Genomic DNA, 24,555 nt, shown 5'->3' on the forward strand with positions numbered 1-24,555 from the left:
ACGCGCCAATTAAGATTCGAACAGATTCTTATGCAGCGCGCGCACCACTTCTTCCGCGTCCGGCGTTGGTACCAGGAAGCACAGGTTGTAGCTGCTTGCGCCGTAGCAAATCATGCGCAGGTTAAACGGCTCCAGCGCGCCGAACACCTCTTTGCCGACGCCGCAGGCTTTCGACAGGTTGTTGCCGATGATCGCCACCAGCGCCAGATTCTCTTCCACTTCCACCCGGCACAGGGAAGAGAGCTCGGTCAGCAGCGCCTGGGTCAGCAGACTGTCGGCGGTGCTGGTCGAACCGGTGGTATCCAGCGTCAGCGCCACGCTCACTTCCGAGGTGGTAACCAGATCAACCGAAATACTGTGGCGCGCCAGGATAGCAAACACTTCGGCCAGGAAGCCGTGCGCGTGCAGCATGTTCAGGCTGTGCAGTGTCAGCAGCGTCTGTTTGCGCCGCAGTGCCAGCGCACGGAACAGCGGCGGATTTTTAGTCTCGTTGCAGACGCGCGTGCCGCCCGCCGCCGGATCTTTACTGGAGCCGACAAACACCGGAATATCACTGCGCACCGCCGGCAGCAGCGTCGCCGGATGCAGCACTTTCGCGCCGAAGATCGCCATCTCCGCCGCTTCTTCAAAGGTGATCTCTTCGATGCGTTTCGCCTGCGGCACCACACGCGGGTCAGTGGTGTAGATGCCCGCCACGTCGGTCCAGATATCCACACGCGTCGCCTGCAGCGCTTCGCCGAGCAGCGCAGCGGTGTAATCGCTGCCGCCGCGGCCCAGCGTGGTGGTGCGGCCTTTGCCTTCGCTGCCAATAAAGCCCTGCGTGATCACCAGCGCTTCTGCGGTGCGCGGCTGCAGCTGAGCCGCTGCCAGCGTTTTCAGCTCGGCCACATCCGGCTCGGCGCGGCCAAAACGGTCGCTGGTGCGCATCACTTTGCGTACGTCAAACCACTCGGCATTCACCTGGCGCTCGCGCAGAATCTCCACAAACAGCAGGCTCGACATCAGTTCGCCGTGGCTCACCAGCTCATCGGTCAGCGCAGTCGAACGGGCTAATGCCGCCGCTTCCGCCAGCATGATGATGTTCTCCAGCATGCGATCAATCTCCTGACGGATGACGTCCGGCGACTGCAGGCGATCGATGATGGCGTATTGAATGGTGCGGATTTGATCCAGCAGATAAGCGCGCTGCTCGAGTTCCTGGCCTTCAGCCAGCGAAACCAGCAGGTTAGTCACGCCCGCCGAGGCAGAGAGCACCACCAGACGGGTATTGGCATCAGACAGCACGACGTCCGCGCTGCGGTTCATGGCATCGAAATCGGCAACGCTGGTGCCGCCAAATTTTGCCACGATCAACGATTGAGACATGTAACAAAACCTCGTGTCAGGTTATCTCCTCCCATTCGCGGAAGAGAAGATCGGGTAACAGCCTTGGCACAAGAGAAGAGCAGAATTGGACAGACAAGATCAGGAGATGAGTCACCAAAAGCACTTCACCTTGCGAAACGTCCGACTGCGGACGCTTCTGGTGACAACCCAGAGGATTCAGCCCCTGCAGCCGACAGCACAACACTCCGCGTGTTGCACCACCTCGGCGTCGCACCCCCTGATGTGTTCTCGCTGGATACGGATCCTCAAACACACTGCCTGGGCGACGCGCCTCTTCTGGCTTGCACCCGGAGGTGCAAGTCGCGCGCACAAAATACTGATTTATTGTTCCGCTGTCCAGCCTTGCGGCGCCGGGAAAATTCATTTTTACACTTATGCAGCGCATTGCTAAACAAACCCGGAAGCCGCCAGCCGCATAAAGTAGTCAGCGGTGCGAAAAAACCGGTGTTTTGCTGATGCCGCGCAGAGTAATGCGCGGCGAACCGGCCGACAATCGCCGCCGGATTTACCTGAAACGCTGCGGCTGGCGTCACAAATTTTTTCCTTTCAGTTGCAACTGTGGTCATACTGAAACGCGTGCAAGCCGTAACAAATGCTCAGCATGCCGGGCCAGACAGGATGCGCCCGGATGGAATGACGGTTCTTATATCAACAAGAGTGTTGCCATGAAAAATATCAATCCGACACAAACCGCAGCCTGGAAAGCGCTGCAGCAGCATTTTGATCAGATGAAATCGGTAGAGATTGCCGACCTGTTTGCGCAGGATGCCGATCGTTTTGCGAAATTCTCTGCCACCTTTGATGATCAGATGCTGGTGGATTTCTCAAAAAACCGCATCACCCAGGAAACCCTCGACAAACTCCAGGCGCTGGCGAAAGAGACCGATCTGGCGGGCGCCATCAAATCCATGTTCTCCGGTGAGAAGATTAACCGCACCGAAGATCGCGCCGTGCTGCACGTGGCCCTGCGCAACCGCAGCAACACACCAATCCTCGTGGATGGCAAAGATGTAATGCCGGAAGTGAACGCGGTGCTGGCGAAGATGAAAGCCTTCTCAGAACGCATCATCAGCGGCGAGTGGAAAGGCTACACCGGCAAGCCGATTACAGATGTGGTGAACATCGGTATCGGCGGTTCAGACCTCGGCCCGTTCATGGTGACCGAAGCGCTGCGTCCGTATAAAAACCACCTCAACATGCATTTTGTTTCCAACGTTGATGGCACGCACATTGCCGAAACGCTGAAACCGCTTAACCCGGAAACCACGCTGTTCCTCGTGGCGTCGAAAACCTTTACTACGCAGGAAACCATGACCAACGCCCACAGCGCGCGCGACTGGTTCCTGAACACCGCCGGCGATCAGCAGCACGTGGCGAAGCACTTTGCCGCGCTCTCAACCAACGCGAAAGCGGTCGGCGAGTTTGGTATTGATACCGCCAACATGTTCGAGTTCTGGGACTGGGTCGGCGGCCGCTACTCACTGTGGTCCGCGATTGGTCTGTCGATCATCCTGTCCATCGGCTTCGAAAACTTCGAACAGCTGCTGAGCGGCGCGCACGCCATGGACCAGCACTTCGCGAACACGCCAGCGGAGCAAAACCTGCCGGTGCTGCTGGCGCTGATTGGTATCTGGTACAACAACTTCTTCGGTGCCGAAACCGAAGCAATTCTGCCGTACGACCAGTACATGCACCGGTTTGCCGCTTACTTCCAGCAGGGCAACATGGAGTCCAACGGTAAGTACGTCGACCGCGACGGCAATCCGGTGGATTACCAGACCGGCCCGATTATCTGGGGTGAGCCCGGCACCAACGGACAGCACGCGTTTTATCAGCTGATTCATCAGGGTACCAAGCTGATTCCATGCGACTTCATTGCGCCGGCGCAGACCCACAATGCGCTGGCCGACCACCATCAGAAGCTGCTTTCCAACTTCTTTGCGCAGACCGAAGCGCTGGCGTTTGGTAAAGCCCGTGACGTGGTAGAGAAAGAGTTTACCGATGCCGGGAAATCAGCGGAGTCCGTCGCGCATATCGTGCCGTTCAAGGTGTTTGAAGGTAACCGTCCGACCAACTCGATTCTGCTGCGTGAAATCACCCCGTTCAGCCTCGGCGCGCTGATTGCGCTGTATGAGCACAAGATCTTCACTCAGGGCGCGATTCTCAACATCTTCACCTTCGATCAGTGGGGCGTTGAGCTGGGCAAACAGCTGGCTAACCGCATTCTGCCGGAGCTGGAAAACGATGCGCAGATTAACAGCCACGATAGCTCCACCAATGGCTTAATTAATCGCTACAAATCCTGGCGTTAATTTCACCCCCAGGCTCATCAGGCGGCAGCACATGCCGCCTTTTTTTTGCTCCGATATACCGCCCCGCGGAAAATAAGCGGATTTTGCTGCCACGCTGCGGTTAGATAATTCTTAAAATGCCCTAAGGAAAATCGGAAGATGCCATCATGCGTGGCGGGCTTATCTGATAAAAAATGGATCTGATTTGTCCACCTCATCCACCTAAGCAACTGATTAAATTTGCCTTTCTATTTTAACCCTTTCAGGAAAATCTGATTATTCCTATTCCGTGCCATTTTTTAATGCAAAAGTGAAAAATGCTGCTGTGCTATAACGTCCTGCGTAAATATTCCAGCCAGCGAAAAAAGCGCAATTAAAAAAAGCAGCTAACGCCAATTCGCCTTATTTATCACCAGAAATGTCCTGCTTAATCCCCCTCTTTTTCTGGCGCTGAACTCTGGTAATTTGTTGCCCTATACTGAACGCGCCTTCAAGGCTGCCCTGAATACTTCCCCGCTGTCGCCCGGCGGCCCGGGAAACATTATTGCGCGCTGACCACGGTTAGCCAGCTGCATGCGGCCCAGCGGCCATCGGACGGCAGCGTACGGTATGACGGGTAATATCCTTCATTCACGTTTTATCAAGATGCAGGAAACGTTGTTATGAAAAAACTGATGGTTGCCGGTGCAGCCTTACTTTACGTTGCCGTTTCTTCCGCTGCGATTGCCGCACCGGAAGAAGCCGGTGCTGCAGCAGGCGCGCAGGCGGGAGCAATCTCGACCGGTGCGACCACCGCTGTGGGTATCGGCGCACTCGGTGCGTTAGTGGGTCTCGGCGTTGCCGCTGCTGGCGGTGGCGACGGTGCAAATACCGGTACAACAACCACTACCACAACGAGCACCACTCGTTGATGTAGCACCTTTAAACATAACCACACAGTCGTGTGGTTATTTTTTGTTTTTTTGCCTCTATTGAGACAGGGATACACAGTGCGCCGACTCACTTTGCTGCTTCTTTGCCTGTTGCTGCAGGCTTGCACACAAACGCAAAAAGGCCTCGAACAGACCGTGATGCTCGCCATCAGCGGTCCGGACGATGTCACCGTCAGCGATGAACAAATCGCTAATCTGCCCTATGCCAGCCTGTATGCGCGCGTCGACAACGGTCCGCGCATCTTTGTGGTGCTGGGCTATCTGGAAAACGGCCAGCAGAAATGGGTAACCCAGGATAAAGCCATGCTGGTGATGCAGCACGGCCGCCTGGTGAAAACCCTCGGCCTGCGCGATAACCTGCAGGCCGTCAGTAACCTGGCGCAGGATCCGCTGGCCGATGCGCTGCGGCTGCAAAATGGCGCGCAGTGGACGCGCGTCGTGCAGTGGCGCGAGCAGAACAACGTGCGTGCCGCCACCGCTCACTCCACCTTTCAGCGCGGCGACGATGAAGTGCTGAACCTCGCCGGCGAGCGGGTGCCCTGCCGCGTCTGGCACGAAACGGTAGAGATGGAGAGCCCCGGCGTCAGCTGGCAGAACACCTTCTGGATCGATAACCGCGACGGTACGGTGCTGCAGGCGCAGCAGATGCTGGCGGCTGACCAGTTCCCGATTGCAACCACCCTTCTGAAGCCGGCGAAATCATGAAAAAAATCAATTCCTTGCTGGCGGCACTCGCCTTCACGGCGGCCAGCCACGCGCTGGCGGATAGCCAGGTGACGGTACACCCTGCGCACGATCAGCGCAGTTTCCAGATCGATCATGCCAGCACGCTTAGCGAACTGGTAACGAACCCGGCGCTGCACAGCTGGTGGCCGGGCACGGTGATTGCCGAACGCGGTGCGACCGCCGTGGCGCAGCAGCAGCACGCTCAGTTGCTGGCGGATCTGCGCGCCTGGCAGGCCGACAGCGTTACTTCACTGGCCGCAACCATCGGCAGCGTAATCCAGCAGCTCAGCGCTCTGCAGGTTACCGGGCGCCAGTTTACTTCGCTCGATCCCGACTGGGTGCGGCTGCGTCCGGAAGCCAACCGTAAACTGCAGGGCAGCTACGACCTGTACATCGTGGCAGCGCCGACGCAGGTACGGGTGATGGGCGCACTCAGCCATCCCGGCAGTGAGAGCTGGCAGCCAGGACGCACGGTGCGTGACTACCTCGCGCCGCATGCGCGTTTATCGGGTGCCGAACGCAGCGTGGCCACGGTGATTGCGCCGTCAGGTGAGACGCAGCAGGTGCCGATCGCTTACTGGAATCAGCGGCATGTTGAAGTCGAGCCTGGCAGCACCATCTGGCTGGGCTTCTCCACATGGAGCCTGCCCTGGGGCCAGCCTGATTTGAATGCGCGCATGCTTTCCGTTCTGACTCACCGGATGCCAGACTGATGAAAAAACAATTACTCCTCAGCCTGTTGGCTGCTTCTGTCGCCGCCGCATGCCAGGTGCAGGCGGAAACCTGGCCGGAACCGGTCGGTCCTTCACAATCTGATTTTGGCGGCGTGGGCCTGATGCAAACGCCGACCGCGCGCATGGCAAAAGAGGGCGAATTTAGCCTGAACTTCCGCGATAACGATCAATATCGCTACTATTCTGCGTCATTGCAGCTGTTCCCGTGGCTGGAAACCACGGTGCGCTATACCGACGTACGCACCCGCCGCTACAGTGCGGTGGAAGGCTTCAGCGGCAACCAGAGCTATAAAGACAAAGCCTTCGACCTGAAACTGCGCCTGTGGCAGGAGAGCTTCTGGCTGCCGGAAGTGGCGGTCGGCTCGCGCGATTTGGGCGGTACCGGCCTGTTCGACAGCGAATATCTGGTGGCGAGTAAAGCCTGGGGACCGTTTGATTTCAGCCTCGGGCTGGGCTGGGGCTATCTCGGCAACAGCGGCACCATCAAAACCCCGTTCTGCTCCTACAGCGACAGCTTCTGCAGCCGCACCGGCGGCGGTTCGGCGGGTTCCATTAACGGCTCGCAGATGTTCCACGGTCCGGCGGCACTGTTTGGTGGCATCGAATACCAGACGCCGTGGCAGCCGCTGCGTCTCAAGCTGGAGTATGAAGGCAACGATTATCAGGACGATTTTGCCGGCCGGCTGGAGCAGCGCAGTAAGGTCAACGTTGGCGCAATCTATCGCCTTACCGACTGGGCAGATATCAACGCCAGCTACGAGCGCGGCAATACCTTTATGTTTGGCGTGACCGTACGCACCAACTTTAATTCCTTACACCAGTCGCACCTTGATAGCGCAAAACCGGCTTATCAGCCACAGCCGCAGGGCGATCTGCTGCAGCCGACGGTGGTCGCTAATCAGCTTACCGATCTGAAATACAATGCCGGACTGGATGGTCCGCGCATCCAGACCAAAGGCCGCACGCTATACGTTTCCGGTGAGCAGACCAAATATCGCGACACGCGCGAAGGCGTTGACCGCGCTAACCGCATTATCATGAACAATCTGCCGGCGGGCATTGATACGATTGAAGTCACCGAGTCGCGCTTTAACATGCCGCAGGTCACCACGCGCACCGATGTGGCCAGCCTGAATAACGAACTGCGCGGCTATCCGCTCGGCCACGAGCAGCCGCTGCAGCAGACGCGTGAAGAACCGATCGATCCGGGCACCACCGAACAGGGCTATTTCATCCGTAAGGATCGCCTCAACTACAGCCTGTCGCCGGTGCTCAACCAGTCGGTCGGCGGTCCGGAAAGCTTCTACATGTATCAGCTCGGCGTAATGGGCAATGTCGATTACTGGCTGACCGATCACTGGCTGATTGGCGGCAGCCTGTTTGGCAACATCGCCAATAACTATGACAAGTTCAACTACAACGGCGCGCCAGCCGACTCGACGCTGCCGCGCGTGCGCACCCACATTCGCGACTACGTGGAGAACAACGTTTACGTGAATGATCTGCAGGCCAACTACATGCGCTATCTCGGCAATGGCTTTTACGGCCAGGTGTACGGTGGCTATCTGGAAACCATGTACGGCGGCGTGGGCGGCGAGCTGTTGTATCGCCCGGTGGACAGCAACTGGGCTTTCGGTCTCGATGCGAACTACGTGAAGCAGCGTGACTGGGACAACATGATGCAGTTCACCGATTACAAGGCGCCGACCGGGCACCTTACCGCTTACTGGCGTCCGTGGTTCATGCAGGATGTGCTGGTGAAAGCCAGCGTCGGTGAATATCTGGCGAAGGACAAAGGGGTCACGCTGGATGTGTCGAAGCGCTTTGACAGCGGCGTAATGGTCGGCTTCTACGCCACCAAAACCAACGTGTCAGCCGAAGCGTATGGCGAAGGGGATTTCACCAAAGGTTTCTATATTTCGATTCCGATGGATCTGTTTACCGTCTCGCCAACCCGTGGCCGTGCGCAGGTGAACTGGGTGCCGCTGACGCGTGACGGTGGTCAGATGCTGGGCCGTAAGTACCAGCTGTACGATCTGACCGCCGATCGCGATGCGCGTTTTAATTAAATTGCAGCGCGGGGTTAAACCCGCGCCATTTAACGGTGCGCATTAATGCGCACCCTACGTGAACCATGTAGGGTCGCCATTGATGGCGACCGCCTGCCAGCATTTCATTGCGCGCGCTCTGCGCCGGCAATTCATCAATCCGCGTCGTAGCCTAAATTCGGTGCCAGCCAGCGTTCCACGTCGCTGACGCTCATGCCTTTACGCGCCGCGTAATCTTCCACCTGGTCGCGCTGAATCTGCGCCACGGCGAAATATTTACTCTCCGGATGACTAAAATACCAGCCGGACACCGCGGCACCGGGCCACATGGCAAAAGATTCAGTCAGTTTCATGCCGGTGTGATGCTCCACATCCAGCAGCTGCCAGATTTGTGCCTTCTCGGTGTGTTCCGGACAGGCCGGATAGCCCGGCGCCGGGCGAATGCCCTGGTAATTTTCGCGAATCAGCTCGTCGTTGCTGAGATTTTCATGGGCGGCATAGCCCCAGATCACCTTACGCACGCGCTCATGCAGGTATTCAGCAAACGCCTCCGCCAGGCGATCCGCCACCGCTTTCACCATGATTTTGTTGTAATCATCGTGCTGCTGGTCGAACGCCGCCGCCAGCGCATCCTCCTCCAGCCCGCCGGTGACGGCAAACGCGCCGAGATAATCCGCTTTACCACTGGATTTCGGCGCCACGAAGTCCGCCAGACAGTAGTTGGCGAAGTCGGTTTTTTCCGTTTGCTGACGTAAATGATGGCTGACGCACAGCACTTCGCGCCGGGTCTCGTCACGGTAGATTTCAATGTCGTCGCCAACCCGGTTAGCCGGGAAAATACCAACCACGCCGCGCGGCCTGAGCGTGCCCTGCGCGCTGAGGTTATCCAGCATCGCATTGGCATCGGCAAACAGCCGCGTGGCTTCTTCGCCCACCACCTCATCTTCCAGGATACGCGGATATTTGCCGGCCAGCGACCAGGTCATAAAAAACGGCGTCCAGTCGATGTAGTTGCGCAGCGTATCGATACTGGCCTCCACTGCGCTGACGCCGGTACGATGCGCCACCGGTGGCGTGTAGCGTTGCCAGTCAATGACGTAATGATTATCGCGCGCGGCCTGCAGCGTGACCGGCGGCGTACGCGGCTTTTTACGCGCGTGCTGAATCCGCACGGTTTCGTACTCTTTACGCGTGCGCGCCACGAACGCCTCTTTCAGCGTGGGCGACAGCAGCGAAGAGACCACGCCGACGGTACGCGAGGCGTTCTGCACATAAACCGTCGGGCCGCTGTAATTCTGCTCAATCTTCACCGCCGTGTGCGCTTTCGAGGTGGTGGCCCCGCCAATCAGCAGCGGCAGCGTAAAGCCCTGGCGCTCCATCTCTTTCGCCACGTTCACCATCTCGTCGAGCGACGGGGTAATCAGGCCGGAAAGTCCGATGATGTCGGCGTTTTCCTCACGCGCGGTTTTCAGGATTTTGTCGCCCGGCACCATCACGCCCAGGTCGATGATTTCGTAGTTGTTACACTGCAGCACCACGCCAACAATATTTTTGCCGATGTCGTGCACGTCGCCTTTTACCGTCGCCAGCACGATTTTACCGTTGCTGCGGCCGGCCTCTTTGCTCGCCTGGATAAAGGGTTCGAGGTAGGCCACCGCCTGCTTCATCACGCGCGCCGATTTCACCACCTGCGGCAGGAACATTTTGCCCTCGCCAAACAGATCGCCGACCACATTCATGCCTGACATCAGCGGCCCTTCGATGACTTCAATCGGCCGTGCCGCGGCCTGGCGCGCCTCTTCGGTATCCTGCTCGATAAACTCGGTGATGCCTTTCACCAGCGAATATTCCAGCCGCTTCACCACGTCCCAGCTGCGCCATTCGGCCTGCTGCTTGTCCTGCTCACCCTCGCCTTTGTTGCCGCGATACTTCTCCGCCAGCGCCAGCAGTCGCTCGGTGCCATCGTCGCGCCGGTTGAGGATCACGTCCTCAACCGCATCGCGCAGCTCCGCCGGCAAATCGTCATAAATCGCCAGCTGACCGGCGTTGACGATGCCCATGTCCATGCCGTTGCGGATGGCGTAGTAGAGGAACACCGCGTGAATCGCCTCACGCACCGGTTCGTTACCGCGGAACGAGAACGACACGTTGGAGACGCCGCCGGAGATCATCGCATGCGGCAGTTCGCGTTTGATGTCTTCACAGGCACCGATGAAATCCATCGCGTAGTTGTTGTGCTCTTCGATGCCGGTGGCGACGGCAAAGATATTGGGGTCGAAAATGATGTCTTCCGGCGGGAAACCGACTTCTTCGGTGAGGATGTGGTAGGCGCGGCGGCAGATCTCAATTTTGCGCGCGCGGGTGTCCGCCTGGCCCACTTCGTCGAACGCCATCACCACCACCGCCGCGCCGTAGCGCCGCACTTTGCGCGCGTGCGCAATAAACGGCTCGACGCCCTCTTTCATCGAGATGGAGTTGACGATGCCTTTGCCCTGAATGCACTGCAGGCCTTTCTCAATCACCTCCCATTTTGAGGAGTCGATCATGATCGGCACGCGGGCAATATCCGGCTCACCGGCAATCAGGTTGAGAAAGCGCACCATGGCCGCTTCCGCATCCAGCATGCCTTCATCCATATTGATATCGATAATCTGCGCGCCGTTTTCCACCTGCTGGCGCGCCACGTCCAGCGCTTCGTTGTACTTCTCTTCTTTAATCAGGCGCTTAAATTTGGCCGAGCCGGTCACGTTAGTGCGCTCACCCACGTTGACGAACAGTGAATCGGCCTGAATATTGAGCGGTTCGAGGCCAGACAAACGGCAGGCGACGGCTATTTCCGGTAGCGGCCGCGGTGGCACGCCCTCGACCGCTGCCGCCATCGCCGCAATGTGCTGCGGCGTAGTGCCACAGCAGCCACCGATAATGTTAAGGAAGCCGGCGCGCGCCCACTCGCCAATCTGCGCCGCCATCGTCGCCGCATCAAGGTCATATTCGCCGAAGGCATTTGGCAGACCGGCGTTGGGGTGGGCGCTGACATAGCCTTCCGCAATGCGCGACAGCTCCTGCACATACTGGCGCAGTTCGTCCGGGCCAAGCGCGCAGTTGAGGCCGAACGACAGCGGCTCCGCGTGGCGCAGTGAGTTGTAGAATCCTTCCGTGGTCTGGCCGGAGAGCGTGCGGCCTGACGCATCGGTAATGGTGCCGGAGATCATCAGCGGCAGCGTCACGCCCATCGCTTCCATCTCGCTCTGTACCGCATAGATCGCCGCTTTGGCATTCAGGGTATCGAACACCGTTTCGATCATGATGATGTCAGCACCGCCGCTAATCAGCGCATGGGTCGATTCGCGGTAGGCGTCCACCAGCTGATTGAAGGTGATGTTACGAAACGCGGGATCGTTAACGTCAGGCGAGATCGAGCAGGTGCGGTTGGTCGGGCCGAGCACGCCAGCAACGTAGCGCGGGCGATCGGGCGTTTTTGCCGTCCACGCGTCGGCGCAGGCGCGCGCCAGTTTCGCCGCTTCGAAGTTGATCTCCGCCGACAGCGCGGCCATTTCATAGTCGGCCATGGCAATCGGGGTGGCGTTGAAGGTGTTAGTTTCGAGAATATCCGCGCCAGCCGCCAGGTAAGCATCGTGGATTTCGCGAATGACGTCCGGCTTACTCAGCACCAGCAGGTCATTATTGCCTTTCACATCGCACGGCCAGTCAGCGAAGCGGCTGCCGCGAAAATCCTGCTCATCCAGTTTGTAACTCTGGATCATGGTGCCCATGCCACCGTCCAGAATCATGATGCGTTGTGCCAGCTGCTGCTGTAGCGTTGCGGTTTTATTGCTCACTCTTGCCCCATCCACGTCATTACGCTGGCTAAATGCCAGCCAGTCATACTGGCACAACTTTCAAATGAGCAAAAGTCACCCGTTTACGGCCACCGGCGGCAAAATGACCAGCAGATCCGACCAGTCAGCCAGCGTTTGCATTCATACCATTAAAAACGAAAATGGTTTCCATACCTGCAATGACTGTGGAGATGTTATGGCAACCCCTGCGCCCGCGAAACGCGGCAAAAAACCCCGTACGGCTCCGGCGGCCAGTGCCCCTGCCGGCGGCCAGGTACAATCTCTGACGCGCGGGCTGCGTTTGCTGGAGCTGATTGCCGAATCACACGGTAGCGTGGCGCTGACCGAGCTGGCGCAACAGGCCGGGCTTCCCAACTCCACCACTCATCGCCTGCTGACCACCATGCAGCAGCAGGGATTTGTGCATCAGGTGGGCGACCTCGGTTTATGGACCATTGGCGCTCATGCCTTTGTGGTCGGCAGCAGTTTTCTGCAGAGCCGCAATCTGCTGGCGATTGTGCACCCGATTCTGCGCCGGCTGATGGAAGAAGCCGGCGAAACCGTGAATCTGGCGGTGCTGGATCTCAGTGATTATCAGGCGGTGATTATTGACCAGGTACAGTGCACCCAGCTGATGCGCATGTCAGCGCCGATTGGCGGCAAGTTGCCGATGCATGCGTCCGGTGCCGGCAAAGCGTTTCTCGCTCACCTCAGCGATGATCAGGTCACCGCCCTGCTGCATCAGAAGGGATTGCATCACTACACGCCGAAAACCCTGATGTCGCCGCATAGCCTGAAGGAGAATCTGGCGCTGATCCGTAAGATGGGTTTTTCGCACGACGACGAAGAGCACGCGCTCGGCCTGCGCTGTGTGGCGGCACCGATTTATGATGAACACGGCGAACCGTTTGCCGCCATCTCCATCTCCGGCCCGCTGGCGCGCATGACCGACGACCGCATTACTGAACTCGGGGCGCTGGTGATCCGCGCGGCGAAGCAGGTAACACTGAGCTATGCCGGCCGCTAGGCGGCCACTGACGCGTAGCGCGCGCTGAAACGCTGTCCGGCGCGCCACGCCATCACCTCTTCGATATGCCCGGCACGGATCCGCGCCTGCAGTGCGCGCCACCAGCCGGGATCGAACAACTGCGGATGCAGCGCCTGCAGCAGTTTTCCGGTCGCCGGTTCGCTGCACAGCGCGTAGCGGAAGGTTTCCGGAAACACATCATCCGGCCCGACGCTGTACCACGGCTCGGCCTGCAGCTCATCCTCTTCGTAACGCGCCGCCGGGACATCGCGGAACACCAGCTCGGTCATCGGGCGGATTTCATCATAGTCGTAAAACACCACGCGGCCATGGCGCGTCATGCCGAAGTTTTTAAACAGCATATCGCCGGGGAAGATATTGGCCGCCGCCAGCTGACAAATCGCATCGCCGTACTCCTCAATGGCGTGCTGGCGCTGTTCCGGCGTCGCCTGCATCAGCCACAGGTTAAGCGGCTGCATACGACGCTCCAGCCATAAGTGGCGGATGATCACTACGTCATCGCGCAGCTCGATTTTTTCCGGAATCTCGCGCTCAAATTCCGCCATCAGCGCCGCCGGAATGCGCGCGCGCGGGATGGCGAAATGCTCAAACTCCTGGGTGTCAGCCATGCGCCCGACGCGGTCATGCTCTTTGACCAGCCGGTAACAGGCGCGCACCTGCGCATCCGTCACCTCTTTTTGCGGCGCGAAGCGATCTTTAATCACCTTAAATACCCGATCAAAACCGGGCAGCGTAAATACCAGCATCACCATACCGCGCACGCCGGGCGCGATGGTGAACGCTTCCTGACTGTGCGCCAGGTAATCTAAATATTCGCGATAGCATTCGGTTTTACCGTGTTTCTGGCAGCCAATCGCCATATAGCGCTCGGCGAGGGTTTTGCCCGGCAAAATCGGCTGCAGCCAGGCCACCAGCGCGGCCGGCACCGGCGCATACACCATGAAATAGGCACGGGCAAAGCCAAACACGATGCTGGCGTCATTGCTGTCGGTGAGACAGGTATCAATCCACAACCGGCCGGCGTCATCGCGCTGGATCGGCAGCAGACACGGCACAATCTCACCCGCGCTTAGCTGCAGCCGCGCCACAATCCAGGCGGTTTTGTTGCGATAAAACAGCTCGCTGGCGACGTCCAGCGTGGCATTGGCCAGCTGTGCCGCGCTGAACTGCTCGTGCAGATGACGCACAATCCAGCCGATGTCGCGTGTCTGATCCTGCCACGTCAGCCGCAACGGAATGTCATTTAATACCTGACGCAGCGTCTCATGCCAGCTGTGCTGCGGCCGGTACAGGCGCGACAGCGGTCGCTGCGCCGGCGGCGCGGGCGCGTACGGCTGTGACGGCAGGATAAACAGCCGCTCAGGCAGTAAGTGGCTGTGCCCCAGCAAGCGACAATAGACAGAATTAAAAAAGCTTTCGGCAATTTCATGACGCGGATAGCCCGGCAGCAGCGTGGCATAGTGGCTTTTCACCCGCAGCCAGAAGGCGTCATCCCAGTCGGCCATCTCGTTGAGGATGCGCAACTGATTGGCGACCAGCCCGACGTGATGATCATACAAATGGATACGCGCTTTCATCGCCTGCTGCACCGCCTGCCAGTCCGCCTGTTCAAAGCGCTGCTGCGCGCCTGCGGTAATATCGAGAAAGCGACCGTACTGCGCATCAAAACCCTGCAGAATCGTGTGGGCGATAAGGGATTCTCTCGGTGACATCGGCAATCTCCGGCAAGCGTGAGCCAGTGAAACGGTGCGCCATGCTGCGCACCGGGAGTACGCTGATCAGAACTGTGCGGCTTCGGTGGAGCCGGTCAGCGCGGTGACCGACGAGCTGCCGCCCTGAATCACCGTGGTGATGCGGTCAAAATAACCGGTACCCACTTCCTGCTGATGCGCAGAGAAGGTGTAGCCGCGTTCGCGTGCGGCAAATTCCGGCTGCTGCACCTTTTCCACGTAGTGGCGCATGCCTTCGCCCTGCGCATAAGCGTGTGCGAGGTCGAACATGTTGAACCACATGCTGTGGATACCCGCCAGGGTGATGAACTGAAAGCGGTAGCCCATCTCGCTCAGCGCCTGCTGGAAGCGGGCAATGGTGCGATCGTCGAGATTCTTCTTCCAGTTAAACGAAGGCGAGCAGTTGTAAGCCAGCAGCTTGCCGGGATACTGCGCGTGAATCGCCTCGGCGAAGCGCTGCGCCAGCGCCAGATCCGGCGTGGAAGTTTCGCACCACAGCACATCGGCATATGGCGCATACGCCAGGCCACGGGCTATCGCCTGTTCGATACCGGCATGGGTGCGGAAGAAGCCTTCAGCGGTCCGTTCCCCGGTAATAAACGGCGCATCGCGCTCGTCGCAATCGGAGGTAATCAGATCGGCAGCGTCGGCATCGGTGCGCGCAATCAGCACCGTGGGCACATCCATCACATCGGCCGCCAGCCGCGCCGCCACCAGTTTCTGAATCGCTTCCTGCGTCGGCACCAGAACTTTGCCGCCCATGTGCCCGCACTTCTTCACTGCCGCCAGCTGATCTTCAAAGTGCACCGCGCCGGCACCGGCCTGAATCATCGCTTTCATCAGCTCAAAAGCATTGAGCACCCCACCAAATCCGGCTTCCGCATCGGCGACAATCGGCAGGTAGTAATCGATAAAGCCGTCATCGTCCGGCGACAGCCCGCTCGCCCACTGGATTTGATCGGCGCGCTGAAAACTTTGGTTAATACGTTCCACCACGTTTGGCACCGAATTGACCGGGTACAGCGACTGGTCCGGATACATCTGCCCGGCCAGGTTTGCATCGGCCGCCACCTGCCAGCCGGAGAGATAAATCGCCTCAATGCCGGCTTTCGCCTGCTGCACCGCCTGCCCGCCGGTCAGGGCACCGAGGCTGTTGATATAGCCTTTGCTCGCCTCACCATTCAGGAGTGCCCACAGCTTTCTCGCGCCGCGATCCGCCAGCGTGCAGGCGGGATTGACGGAGCCGCGCAGGTTAATGACCTCTTCGGCACTGTAAGGACGGGTAATGCCCTGCCAGCGTGATGCCAGCCAGCTGTTTTCCAGTTGAGCGATCTGTTGGGTACGATTTGACATAGCAGTATCTCCAGAGTCAGGGCAGCAGGCGGTAGCCCGGCAGGGTGAGGAAAGGAACCAGTTGTTCGTCGGTGGTGATTTGCGCCATCAGCGCAGCCGCATCTTCATAGCGACTGGCGTCAAAGCGCGTGTCACCCAGGCTGTGGCGCAGGGCCGCCAGCTCTTCATCCAGAAACTGTTCGAACAGCGCGGCGGTCACCAGTTGACCATCGCTGAGGATTTGCTTGTGGTGAATCCACTGCCAGATGGAGGTACGGGCAATCTCCGCGGTAGCGGCATCCTCCATCAGCCCATCAATAGGCACGCAGCCATTGCCGCTGATCCACGCTTCCAGATACTGCAGCGCAATGCGGATGTTGGCGCGCATCCCGGCTTCAGTGCGCTGACCACGGCACGGGCGCAGCAGGCGCTCGGCGGTGATCGGCGTATCCTGTTCACGACTGACGTGCAGCTGGTTGGGGCGATCGCCCAGCTGACGGTCAAATTCCGCCATGGCGATGTCTGCCAGGCCAGGATGGGCGACCCAGGTACCGTCGTGTCCGTTGCCCGCTTCCCGTGCTTTGTCCTCCTGCACTTTCTGCATCACCCAGGCGTTGCGTTCAGCGTCTTTGGCCGGGATGAGCGCCGACATGCCGCCCATCGCCAGCGCACCGCGCCGGTGGCAGGTTTTGATCAGCAGGCGCGAATAAGCCTCGAGGAACGGCTGGTCCATGCTGATCTGCTGACGATCCGGCAGAATGCAGTCACCGTGCTGGCCCAGCGTTTTGATGTAGCTGAAGATGTAATCCCAGCGACCACAGTTGAGGCCAACCACGTGATCGCGCAGTTCCCACAGGATCTCATCCATCTGGAATACCGCGGGCAACGTCTCGATCAGTACCGTGGCTTTGATGGTGCCGCGCGGCAGATCGAAGCGATCTTCACTGAAGCGGAAGATTTCCCGCCACCATGCCACTTCCGCCGCATGCTCGGTTTTCGGCAGATAGAACCAGGGACCGTGGCCCTTCTCCAGCAGCGCAGTGACGTTGTGAAACAGATAGAGCGCAAAGTCGAATAACCCGCCGGGAATGGCCCGATCGCGCCACTCAACATGCTTCTCATCCAGATGTAAGCCGCGAACCCGGCACATCAGCAGCGCCGGATCGGATCGTAACTGGTAGATCTTGCCGTTTTCGCTGGTGAAGCTCAGCGTGCCGTTAACCGCATCGCGCAGCGCCAGCTGGCCATCAAGCAGTTTTTGCCAGGTCGGTGCCAGCGAATCCTCAAAATCGGCCATGAACACTTTGACGTTAGCGTTCAGCGCGTTGATCACCATTTTGCGATCTGGCGGACCGGTGATTTCGACGCGGCGATCGCGCAGTAGCTGAGGAATGGGCCTCACCTGCCAGTCACTTTGCCGAATGGAAGCGGTTTCCGAATCGAAGTCTGGCAACGCCCCCTGATCGTAGCGCTGCTGGCGCTGCTGACGCGCTTTCAGCAGACGCTCGCGCTCGGGTGCAAAGCGCACCACCAGCGAGTGCAGGAAATCAATGGCTTCGGGCGTGAGCAGCTGCTTCTCCGCGTGGGTAAAGGGCTGGCTAAAGGTCAGTGTCGGGCTGATAACCGTGTCTGTCATGCGGGCTGCCTCCTGGTTTGATCCTTTTTCTAACGACAGGATCGGGCTGTAGGGTATTTTTTAACCGGCAAGATCAGAGCATAATCATTTTTATTTTAATTTCAAAAACTATTTCCATTTTAGTGTCTATTTGATTTTATTTATCTGATTTAACTGTAATTTAATCTCACGAAATAAAGGCAATACGTTCCATCATAAAAAAAAGACAAAAAAAAGCCGCGACAACACGCGGCTGTCACGGCAGGTTTAAACGCGTTGTTAGCAGGCGTTTTACTCGAGCGTTGGATTCATATGGCGCAGATCGAATGGCGTAATCTGGTAGACGTAATAGTTGAGCCAGTTGGAGAACAGCAGGTTGCCGTGGCTACGCCAGGTGGCGCGCGGCGGCAATTCCGGGTTGTCCTGCGGGAAGTAGTTGAACGGCACCTCAGGGTGCAGGCCGGCCTCGTAGTCCCGATGGTACTCACCCGACAGCGTGAGAGCGTCATATTCCGGATGGCCGGTAACAAAGGCCAGGCGCTTGTCTTTACTCGCCATCAGATAGGCACCGGTGCTTTCTGATTCGGCAAACAGCTCGAGATCGGTATAGTCACGAATCAGCTGGCTGGGAAAATCAGCATAGCGTGAATGCGGTGCCAGGAAGTTGTCATCAAAACCGCGCGTCAGTAGCGCGTGCGGATGAAGGATCTGATGCTCATAGACGCCAGACAGCTTGTTCTGTCGCGTCTGTTTAGGAATGCCATACAGGATGTTAAGCGCCGCCTGCACCGCCCAGCAAACGAACAGGGTAGAAGTGACGTGCTCTTTCGCCCAGTGCAGCACGCGCTGAATCTGTGGCCAGTAGGCAACATCATTGAAATCAACCAGCCCCAGCGGCGCGCCGGTGACAATCAGGCCGTCAAAGTTGTCGTTAGCGATATCCTCGAAGTTGCAGTAGAAGTTGTTCAGATGCTCGCTTGGCGTGTTGCGCGACTCGCGGCTGTCGATGCGTAACAGCTGAACATCGATCTGCAGTGGCGAGTTAGAGAGCAGGCGCAGAAACTGGTTTTCGGTTTCAATTTTCTTGGGCATCAGGTTAAGGATCAATACTTTAAGCGGACGAATCTCCTGAACACTGGCGCGCGATGAGGTCATGACAAAGACATTCTCATTACGCAAAAAATTCACTGCCGGTAATTCGTCGGGGATCCTGATTGGCATAACCTGCTGACCTCTTGCTGATAACCATATAAACGTTTAGACATCCAGATGCCCGAGATTAGCCTGGCTGCCGCTGGATGTCGAGTCTTCATGCGGTTTATGAAAATGTTTCAGCATTGAGCGGCAATAGCCGTGAACGCCGCGCGGTGAGCAGCAGCAATAAGGTCGGGAAAAGAGCGCGTTAGAATTTTTTCAGGATTAAATAAGTCGTTATGGAGGGGTTTTTAGCGGGAAATTTGCCGGAGTACGGACGTAAAAAAGCCCCGGACTCTCGTCCGGGGCTTCTTCACTGGTTTGATGCCTGGCAGTTCCCTACTCTCGCATGGGGAGACCCCACACTACCATCGGCGCTACGGCGTTTCACTTCTGAGTTCGGCATGGGGTCAGGTGGGACCACCGCGCTGTTGCCGCCAGGCAAATTCTTTGTGCCCTGTCCCGCGTCTTTCGCACTGATGCCGCGTTGGCCGCGCTCGCAAAGTCAGTCACATACTCCTGTATGCTCCTTCCTTTCCTTCGCTTGCCGCCTCGCCTCAGCGCAAAATCCTCCGGACTCGCGTCCGCAGAACAAAGCTGATTCTTTATCCGTCACAGGCTGAAAATTCTCCGGTCTCTCGGCTTAAAACGCCTCTGGCGTTGTAAGGTTAAGCCTCACGGGTCATTAGTACCGGTTAGCTCAACGCATCGCTGCGCTTACACACCCGGCCTATCAACGTCGTCGTCTTCAACGTCCCTTCAGGACCCTTAAAGGGTCAGGGAGAACTCATCTCGGGGCAAGTTTCGTGCTTAGATGCTTTCAGCACTTATCTCTTCCGCACTTAGCTACCGGGCAGTGCCATTGGCATGACAACCCGAACACCAGCGGTGCGTTCACTCCGGTCCTCTCGTACTAGGAGCAACCCCCCTCAATTCTCCAGCGCCCACGGCAGATAGGGACCGAACTGTCTCACGACGTTCTAAACCCAGCTCGCGTACCACTTTAAACGGCGAACAGCCGTACCCTTGGGACCTACTTCAGCCCCAGGATGTGATGAGCCGACATCGAGGTGCCAAACACCGCCGTCGATATGAACTCTTGGGCGGTATCAGCCTGTTATCCCCGGAGTACCTTTTATCCGTTGAGCGATGGCCCTTCCATTCAGAACCACCGGATCACTATGACCTGCTTTCGCACCTGCTCGAGCCGTCACTCTCGCAGTCAAGCTGGCTTATGCCATTGCACTAACCTCCTGATGTCCGACCAGGATTAGCCAACCTTCGTGCTCCTCCGTTACGCTTTGGGAGGAGACCGCCCCAGTCAAACTACCCACCAGACACTGTCCGCAGCCCGGATCACGGGCCTACGTTAGAACATCAAACATTAAAGGGTGGTATTTCAAGGTTGGCTCCACGCAGACTGGCGTCCACGCTTCAAAGCCTCCCACCTATCCTACACATCAAGGCTCAATGTTCAGTGTCAAGCTATAGTAAAGGTTCACGGGGTCTTTCCGTCTTGCCGCGGGTACACTGCATCTTCACAGCGATTTCAATTTCACTGAGTCTCGGGTGGAGACAGCCTGGCCATCATTACGCCATTCGTGCAGGTCGGAACTTACCCGACAAGGAATTTCGCTACCTTAGGACCGTTATAGTTACGGCCGCCGTTTACCGGGGCTTCGATCAAGAGCTTCTCCTTGCGGATAACCCCATCAATTAACCTTCCGGCACCGGGCAGGCGTCACACCGTATACGTCCACTTTCGTGTTTGCACAGTGCTGTGTTTTTAATAAACAGTTGCAGCCAGCTGGTATCTTCGACTGGCCTCGGCTCCGGGAGCAAGTCCCCTCACCTACGCGCCAGCGTGCCTTCTCCCGAAGTTACGGCACCATTTTGCCTAGTTCCTTCACCCGAGTTCTCTCAAGCGCCTTGGTATTCTCTACCTGACCACCTGTGTCGGTTTGGGGTACGATTTCGTGTTACCTGGAGCTTAGAGGCTTTTCCTGGAAGCAGGGCATCAGTTACTTCACCGCCGTGGCGGCTCGTCGTCACGCCTCAGTGTTAAAGAAGACCGGATTTGCCTGGTCTTCACACCTGCACGCTTAAACCGGGACAACCGTCGCCCGGATAACCTAGCCTTCTCCGTCCCCCCTTCGCAGTAACACCAAGTACAGGAATATTAACCTGTTTCCCATCGACTACGCTTTTCAGCCTCGCCTTAGGGGTCGACTCACCCTGCCCCGATTAACGTTGGACAGGAACCCTTGGTCTTCCGGCGAGCGGGCTTTTCACCCGCTTTATCGTTACTTATGTCAGCATTCGCACTTCTGATACCTCCAGCATGCCTCACAGCACACCTTCAGCGGCTTACAGAACGCTCCCCTACCCAACAACACATAGTGTCGCTGCCGCAGCTTCGGTGCATGGTTTAGCCCCGTTACATCTTCCGCGCAGGCCGACTCGACCAGTGAGCTATTACGCTTTCTTTAAATGATGGCTGCTTCTAAGCCAACATCCTGGCTGTCTGTGCCTTCCCACATCGTTTCCCACTTAACCATGACTTTGGGACCTTAGCTGGCGGTCTGGGTTGTTTCCCTCTTCACGACGGACGTTAGCACCCGCCGTGTGTCTCCCGTGATAACATTCTCCGGTATTCGCAGTTTGCATCGGGTTGGTAAGCCGGGATGGCCCCCTAGCCGAAACAGTGCTCTACCCCCGGAGATGAGTTCACGAGGCGCTACCTAAATAGCTTTCGGGGAGAACCAGCTATCTCCCGGTTTGATTGGCCTTTCACCCCCAGCCACAAGTCATCCGCTAATTTTTCAACATTAGTCGGTTCGGTCCTCCAGTTAGTGTTACCCAACCTTCAACCTGCCCATGGCTAGATCACCGGGTTTCGGGTCTATACCCTGCAACTTAACGCCCAATTAAGACTCGGTTTCCCTTCGGCTCCCCTATGCGGTTAACCTTGCTACAGAATATAAGTCGCTGACCCATTATACAAAAGGTACGCAGTCACCTAACAGGTAGGCTCCCACTGCTTGTACGTACACGGTTTCAGGTTCTGTTTCACTCCCCTCGCCGGGGTTCTTTTCGCCTTTCCCTCACGGTACTGGTTCACTATCGGTCAGTCAGGAGTATTTAGCCTTGGAGGATGGTCCCCCCATGTTCAGACAGGATACCACGTGTCCCGCCCTACTCGTCGGACTCACAGCTCATGCATCTTCGTGTACGGGGCTGTCACCCGGTATCGCGCGACTTTCCAGACGCTTCCACTGATGCACAAGCTGATTCAGGTCCTGGGCTGCTCCCCGTTCGCTCGCCGCTACTGGGGGAATCTCGGTTGATTTCTTTTCCTCGGGGTACTTAGATGTTTCAGTTCCCCCGGTTCGCCTCGTTTGACTATGTATTCATCAAACGATGATGCACAGAGTGCACCGGGTTTCCCCATTCGGACATCGACGGCTGTAGCGGTTCATATCACCTTACCGTCGCTTTTCGCAGATTAGCACGTCCTTCATCGCCTCTGACTGCCAGGGCATCCACCGTGTACGCTTAGTCGCTTAACCTCACAACCCACAGACGTTTCATGTCCGGAATCACTGCGCCGGAAAAATGCTGCGTTGCAGCGGTGCTCGCCATGCTCACGTACGTCAGTACGCTCCGCTGGCTGTGCGCCGATGCGCCTTGCCTTTTTCCATGCTCGTTGATTCCTGCATTCCACATGGGGTGTGAAAATTTGAGAGACTCGAACACACCGTAAATTTCATTCTTATTACGGAGAATGAATACGACGTGTCGTTTCAATTTTCAGCTTGTTCCGGATTGTTAAAGAGCAAATACTTCGCAGCATGCTTAATCAGCACACTCTGAAGTATTATCGGTAACGCCTTTCACTCATTACCAGCAAGTGGCGTCCCCTAGGGGATTCGAACCCCTGTTACCGCCGTGAAAGGGCGGTGTCCTAGGCCTCTAGACGAAGGGGACACTGAAGTCTCTTTCGTAAGACGCTTTGCTCATTACTTTTCTATCAGACAATCTGTGTGAGCACTTCGCGGGAAAGTATCTTCAGGTAAGGAGGTGATCCAACCGCAGGTTCCCCTACGGTTACCTTGTTACGACTTCACCCCAGTCATGAATCACAAAGTGGTAAGCGCCCTCCCGAAGGTTAAGCTACCTACTTCTTTTGCAACCCACTCCCATGGTGTGACGGGCGGTGTGTACAAGGCCCGGGAACGTATTCACCGTAGCATTCTGATCTACGATTACTAGCGATTCCGACTTCATGGAGTCGAGTTGCAGACTCCAATCCGGACTACGACGCACTTTATGAGGTCCGCTTGCTCTCGCGAGGTCGCTTCTCTTTGTATGCGCCATTGTAGCACGTGTGTAGCCCTGGCCGTAAGGGCCATGATGACTTGACGTCATCCCCACCTTCCTCCGGTTTATCACCGGCAGTCTCCTTTGAGTTCCCGGCCGAACCGCTGGCAACAAAGGATAAGGGTTGCGCTCGTTGCGGGACTTAACCCAACATTTCACAACACGAGCTGACGACAGCCATGCAGCACCTGTCTCAGAGTTCCCGAAGGCACCAAAGCATCTCTGCTAAGTTCTCTGGATGTCAAGGCCAGGTAAGGTTCTTCGCGTTGCATCGAATTAAACCACATGCTCCACCGCTTGTGCGGGCCCCCGTCAATTCATTTGAGTTTTAACCTTGCGGCCGTACTCCCCAGGCGGTCGACTTAACGCGTTAGCTCCGGAAGCCACGCCTCAAGGGCACAACCTCCAAGTCGACATCGTTTACGGCGTGGACTACCAGGGTATCTAATCCTGTTTGCTCCCCACGCTTTCGCACCTGAGCGTCAGTCTTCGTCCAGGGGGCCGCCTTCGCCACCGGTATTCCTCCAGATCTCTACGCATTTCACCGCTACACCTGGAATTCTACCCCCCTCTACGAGACTCAAGCCTGCCAGTTTCAAATGCAGTTCCCAGGTTAAGCCCGGGGATTTCACATCTGACTTAACAGACCGCCTGCGTGCGCTTTACGCCCAGTAATTCCGATTAACGCTTGCACCCTCCGTATTACCGCGGCTGCTGGCACGGAGTTAGCCGGTGCTTCTTCTGCGGGTAACGTCAATCGGCAAGGTTATTAACCTCACCGCCTTCCTCCCCGCTGAAAGTACTTTACAACCCGAAGGCCTTCTTCATACACGCGGCATGGCTGCATCAGGCTTGCGCCCATTGTGCAATATTCCCCACTGCTGCCTCCCGTAGGAGTCTGGACCGTGTCTCAGTTCCAGTGTGGCTGGTCATCCTCTCAGACCAGCTAGGGATCGTCGCCTAGGTGAGCCATTACCCCACCTACTAGCTAATCCCATCTGGGCACATCCGATGGTGTGAGGCCCGAAGGTCCCCCACTTTGGTCTTGCGACGTTATGCGGTATTAGCTACCGTTTCCAGTAGTTATCCCCCTCCATCGGGCAGTTTCCCAGACATTACTCACCCGTCCGCCACTCGCCACCCAAAGAGCAAGCTCTTCTGTGCTGCCGTTCGACTTGCATGTGTTAGGCCTGCCGCCAGCGTTCAATCTGAGCCATGATCAAACTCTTCAATTTAAAGTTTGATTTGCTGCAACGAGTGCAGCGATGCTCTGTGAATTAAACTTCGTAATGAATTACGT

Annotated in this window: 12 protein-coding genes, 1 tRNA gene, 3 rRNA genes and 1 riboswitch; of the genes, 6 read left to right on the forward strand and 10 right to left on the reverse strand. The window is 57.4% G+C overall.

Annotated elements, in window-relative coordinates; translation table 11 throughout:
- Positions 1-9: 9 nt before the first annotated feature.
- A complete protein-coding gene (gene lysC, locus AC6I8P_RS18005) occupies positions 10-1,365 on the reverse strand; it encodes a lysine-sensitive aspartokinase 3 (RefSeq protein ID WP_021508028.1) in 1,356 nt (451 codons plus the stop codon).
- Between the two features lie 110 nt (positions 1,366-1,475).
- A riboswitch (Lysine riboswitch) is annotated at positions 1,476-1,670 on the reverse strand.
- A 381-nt stretch (positions 1,671-2,051) separates the two neighbouring features.
- Between lysC and pgi the strand changes: the two genes are divergently transcribed.
- The 5 genes from pgi (at position 2,052) to AC6I8P_RS18030 (ending at position 8,138) form a co-directional block, all read left to right on the forward strand.
- On the forward strand, positions 2,052-3,698 hold the full coding sequence (gene pgi / locus AC6I8P_RS18010) for a glucose-6-phosphate isomerase (protein WP_262264541.1): 1,647 nt from the start codon (positions 2,052-2,054) through the stop codon (positions 3,696-3,698).
- Positions 3,699-4,339: 641 nt separating this feature from the next.
- Positions 4,340-4,588, forward strand: a complete 249-nt coding sequence (yjbE, locus tag AC6I8P_RS18015; RefSeq protein WP_021508031.1) for an exopolysaccharide production protein YjbE — start codon at positions 4,340-4,342, stop codon at positions 4,586-4,588.
- Positions 4,589-4,666: 78 nt separating this feature from the next.
- The gene (locus AC6I8P_RS18020; protein WP_275026779.1) at positions 4,667-5,314 is read left to right on the forward strand and encodes a YjbF family lipoprotein; all 648 of its coding nucleotides are present in this window, start codon (positions 4,667-4,669) and stop codon (positions 5,312-5,314) included.
- A complete protein-coding gene (locus tag AC6I8P_RS18025; RefSeq protein WP_498030850.1) occupies positions 5,311-6,048 on the forward strand; it encodes a capsule biosynthesis GfcC family protein in 738 nt (245 codons plus the stop codon). The genes AC6I8P_RS18020 and AC6I8P_RS18025 overlap by 4 nt, the downstream gene beginning before the upstream one ends.
- Entirely contained in the window at positions 6,048-8,138 is a 2,091-nt protein-coding gene (locus tag AC6I8P_RS18030) for a YjbH domain-containing protein (protein ID WP_498030851.1), read from the forward strand. Before AC6I8P_RS18025 ends, AC6I8P_RS18030 begins: the two co-directional genes overlap by 1 nt.
- Before the next feature lie 134 nt (positions 8,139-8,272).
- Here AC6I8P_RS18030 and metH read toward each other — a convergent pair whose 3' ends face one another.
- Positions 8,273-11,956 carry a methionine synthase gene (gene metH, locus AC6I8P_RS18035; protein ID WP_215786767.1) on the reverse strand — a complete coding sequence of 1,228 codons (3,684 nt, stop codon included), beginning with the start codon at positions 11,954-11,956 and terminating at the stop codon, positions 8,273-8,275.
- 196 nt (positions 11,957-12,152) lie between these two features.
- Between metH and iclR the strand changes: the two genes are divergently transcribed.
- Complete coding sequence (iclR, locus tag AC6I8P_RS18040; RefSeq protein ID WP_058757603.1) at positions 12,153-12,983, forward strand: glyoxylate bypass operon transcriptional repressor IclR; 831 nt, start codon at positions 12,153-12,155, stop codon at positions 12,981-12,983.
- Here iclR and aceK read toward each other — a convergent pair.
- From aceK to AC6I8P_RS18080, 8 genes are all read right to left on the reverse strand, one after another.
- A complete protein-coding gene (gene aceK / locus AC6I8P_RS18045) occupies positions 12,980-14,716 on the reverse strand; it encodes a bifunctional isocitrate dehydrogenase kinase/phosphatase (protein ID WP_059012751.1) in 1,737 nt (578 codons plus the stop codon). The two genes, iclR and aceK, sit on opposite strands and share 4 nt — an antisense overlap.
- 66 nt (positions 14,717-14,782) lie before the next feature.
- On the reverse strand, positions 14,783-16,087 hold the full coding sequence (aceA, locus tag AC6I8P_RS18050; protein ID WP_059012753.1) for an isocitrate lyase: 1,305 nt from the start codon (positions 16,085-16,087) through the stop codon (positions 14,783-14,785).
- Between the two features lie 16 nt (positions 16,088-16,103).
- Positions 16,104-17,702 carry a malate synthase A gene (gene aceB / locus AC6I8P_RS18055; RefSeq protein WP_481658003.1) on the reverse strand — a complete coding sequence of 533 codons (1,599 nt, stop codon included), beginning with the start codon at positions 17,700-17,702 and terminating at the stop codon, positions 16,104-16,106.
- Positions 17,703-17,972: 270 nt separating this feature from the next.
- Positions 17,973-18,902, reverse strand: coding sequence for a homoserine O-succinyltransferase MetA (metA, locus tag AC6I8P_RS18060; RefSeq protein WP_481658004.1), 930 nt, complete (start codon positions 18,900-18,902; stop codon positions 17,973-17,975).
- 299 nt (positions 18,903-19,201) lie between these two features.
- A 5S ribosomal RNA gene (gene rrf / locus AC6I8P_RS18065) occupies positions 19,202-19,317 on the reverse strand.
- Between the two features lie 222 nt (positions 19,318-19,539).
- Positions 19,540-22,444 (reverse strand): 23S ribosomal RNA (locus tag AC6I8P_RS18070).
- A 342-nt stretch (positions 22,445-22,786) separates the two neighbouring features.
- A tRNA-Glu gene (locus AC6I8P_RS18075) sits at positions 22,787-22,862 on the reverse strand.
- 86 nt (positions 22,863-22,948) lie between these two features.
- Positions 22,949-24,490: ribosomal RNA gene (locus AC6I8P_RS18080) — 16S ribosomal RNA — on the reverse strand.
- The 16S, 23S and 5S rRNA genes sit together here with 1 tRNA gene alongside, the layout of an rRNA operon.
- Positions 24,491-24,555: the final 65 nt, after the last annotated feature.

The sequence above is a fragment of the gamma proteobacterium symbiont of Lampromicra miyakona genome (genome assembly GCF_059730895.1).

Excerpts from the sequence above, each read along its gene's own strand:
- lysC (WP_021508028.1), bottom strand. The coding sequence starts at position 1,365 with ATGTCTCAATCGTTGATCGTGGCAAAATTTGGCGGCACCAGCGTTGCC.
- pgi (WP_262264541.1), top strand. The coding sequence starts at position 2,052 with ATGAAAAATATCAATCCGACACAAACCGCAGCCTGGAAAGCGCTGCAG.
- yjbE (WP_021508031.1), top strand. The coding sequence starts at position 4,340 with ATGAAAAAACTGATGGTTGCCGGTGCAGCCTTACTTTACGTTGCCGTT.
- AC6I8P_RS18025 (WP_498030850.1), top strand. The coding sequence starts at position 5,311 with ATGAAAAAAATCAATTCCTTGCTGGCGGCACTCGCCTTCACGGCGGCC.
- AC6I8P_RS18030 (WP_498030851.1), top strand. The coding sequence starts at position 6,048 with ATGAAAAAACAATTACTCCTCAGCCTGTTGGCTGCTTCTGTCGCCGCC.
- iclR (WP_058757603.1), top strand. The coding sequence starts at position 12,153 with ATGGCAACCCCTGCGCCCGCGAAACGCGGCAAAAAACCCCGTACGGCT.
- aceK (WP_059012751.1), bottom strand. The coding sequence starts at position 14,716 with ATGTCACCGAGAGAATCCCTTATCGCCCACACGATTCTGCAGGGTTTT.
- aceA (WP_059012753.1), bottom strand. The coding sequence starts at position 16,087 with ATGTCAAATCGTACCCAACAGATCGCTCAACTGGAAAACAGCTGGCTG.
- aceB (WP_481658003.1), bottom strand. The coding sequence starts at position 17,702 with ATGACAGACACGGTTATCAGCCCGACACTGACCTTTAGCCAGCCCTTT.
- metA (WP_481658004.1), bottom strand. The coding sequence starts at position 18,902 with ATGCCAATCAGGATCCCCGACGAATTACCGGCAGTGAATTTTTTGCGT.